The 2,466-nt window shown below is 32.0% G+C and carries 3 protein-coding genes; all 3 read left to right on the top strand.

The window, feature by feature from the left end; all coding sequences use genetic code 11:
• Positions 1-801, top strand: an 801-nt coding sequence (asnS, locus tag MR593_RS07990; protein WP_290691696.1) for an asparagine--tRNA ligase, incomplete at its 5' end; no start/stop codon positions are given.
• 240 nt (positions 802-1,041) lie between these two features.
• Positions 1,042-1,785, top strand: coding sequence for an esterase family protein (locus MR593_RS07995; RefSeq protein ID WP_290691698.1), 744 nt, complete (start codon positions 1,042-1,044; stop codon positions 1,783-1,785).
• A 17-nt stretch (positions 1,786-1,802) separates the two neighbouring features.
• On the top strand, positions 1,803-2,466 hold a 664-nt coding region (locus MR593_RS08000), incomplete at its 3' end, for an ATP-grasp domain-containing protein (RefSeq protein WP_290691699.1).

Here is a 2,466-nt window from a genome sequence, read left to right on the forward strand (position 1 = left end):
TTCTTCGGAAAAGAAGCTAACCTAACAGTTAGTGGACAATTAAACGCTGAAATAATGGCTTTAGCTTTCAGAAACGTCTATACATTTGGACCTACATTCAGAGCTGAAAACTCATACACAGGAAGACATGCTTCTGAATTCTGGATGATAGAACCTGAAATAGCATTTGCAGACTTAGAAGACAATATGGAACTTGCTGAAGATATGATAAAATACATCATAAACTACGTTCTTGAAAACTGTCCAGAAGAAATGGAATTCTTCAACAGCTTTGTAGACAAAGGATTACTTGAAAGATTAAATAAAATAGTAAACTCTGACTTCACAAGAATAACTTACACTAAAGCAATAGAATTACTTTTAGAATCAGGACATGAATTCGAATATCCAGTTGAATGGGGATGCGATTTACAAACTGAACACGAAAGATATATAACTGAACAAATATACAATGCTCCAGTATTCGTAACTGATTATCCAAAAGAAATAAAAGCATTCTACATGAGAATGAACGAAGACGGTAAGACTGTTAGAGCTATGGACTTATTAGTTCCAGGAGTTGGAGAAATAATAGGTGGATCTCAAAGGGAAGAAAGATACGACGTACTACTTGACCGTATACATGAATGTGGTCTAAAAGAAGAAGATTACTGGTGGTATCTAGAACTTAGAAAATATGGTACAGCTACACATTCAGGATTTGGTCTTGGATTTGAAAGAATCATCATGTACTTAACTGGTATATCTAACATAAGAGACGTAATACCATTCCCAAGAACTCCTAAAAACGCTGAATTCTAGGAGTTTGGAGACTAAAAATATACAGAAAGTAAAGGCTATATCAAAATACTTGATATAGTCTTTTTTTGTGTTTTGCAAAATATAATAAGGCAAACGATTTCTTTTTGTTTAATAATTAAAAAATATTTATATAAAAATTTAGAATTACTTAAATAATTATAAATTTTATCTTAAAATAGTTAGAATTTTATGGTATTATGTATACATATTTAATTAATAACTTTATAAGGGGTACGATGTATGATAAAAAATTACTACAGAGAATACAGCAATAACTTAAATAGGGATATGGAATTCAATGTATACGGATATGCAGGTCAACCGATACTAGTATTTCCAGCTCAAAACGGTAGATTTTTTGATTTTGAAAATTTTAGAATGTTAGATAACGTTGAAGACTTGATAGATGATGGCAAAATACAACTATTTTGCTGTGACAGTATAGACAAAGAGAGTTGGTCTGATGAAAATGGGGACCCAAGATATAGAATATGTAGACACGAAGCGTGGTTTAACTACATAGTAAATGAATTAGTTCCAAGAATTCATCAGATAAATCAAACTGGCAAAAAAATAATAACTACAGGATGCTCTATGGGGGGAACTCATGCAGCTAACTTTATGTTCAGAAGACCAGATATATTTGGTGGAGTAATATCACTTAGCGGTTATTTCGATTCTGACATATTCTTTGGAGATTACTGTGACGACTTAGTTTACAATAATTCTCCTATAAAATTTATAGAAGGTATGAGTTACGACCATTACTATGTAGATATGTATAGAAATTGCAAAATCGTATTATGCTGTGGTCAAGGAGCATGGGAGGATGAAATGCTTAGAAGTATTCATAAAATAAAGGAATTACTTGCGTATAAGGATATACCAGCATGGATAGATATATGGGGATATGACGTAAACCACGATTGGAATTGGTGGCAAGTTCAGTTTTCATATTTTGTAAGACATATATTAGAAAATTAATTAAGGGGGTACTATATATGAATGTCGTTTTTATTTCACCACATTTTCCACTTTATTTTTATAACTTTTGTAAAAATCTAAAAGTTAGAGGAGTCAATGTATTAGGTATAGGAGATGCACCATATCAGTCTCTACCAGCTCATACAATAGATTCTCTGACAGAATACTATAAGGTGGGTAGTTTAGAAAATTTCCACGAGGTAGAACAGGCGTGTAGATTTTTCTCTCAAAGATACGGGAAAATAGATTGGATAGAATCTCAAAATGAATACTGGCTAGAGACAGAAGCAACTTTGAGAAAAATATTCGATGTAAATACAGGTACTAAAATAGACGATATGGCGCCTATGAAGTACAAATCAAAAATGAAGGATGTATATAGATCATGCAATATTCCAGTTGCTAGATATATACTGATATCTACTTATGAAGAAGCTATAAAATTCACTAAGGAAGTAGGTTATCCAGTTGTAGTAAAACCAGACAATGGAGTTGGAGCATCTAGTACATACAAGCTTCAAAACGACGATGAAGTAGCTTATTTCTTCGCAACTAAGGACCACAACATAACTTACATAATGGAAGAATTTATAAATGGACATGTTGAAACATTTGACGGAATAACAGATTCTAATAAAAATATATTGATTTCATCAAGCCACGTAATGTTAAATTCTATAA

This window comes from Intestinibacter sp., assembly GCF_022780145.1.
Classification (GTDB): domain Bacteria; phylum Bacillota; class Clostridia; order Peptostreptococcales; family Peptostreptococcaceae; genus Intestinibacter.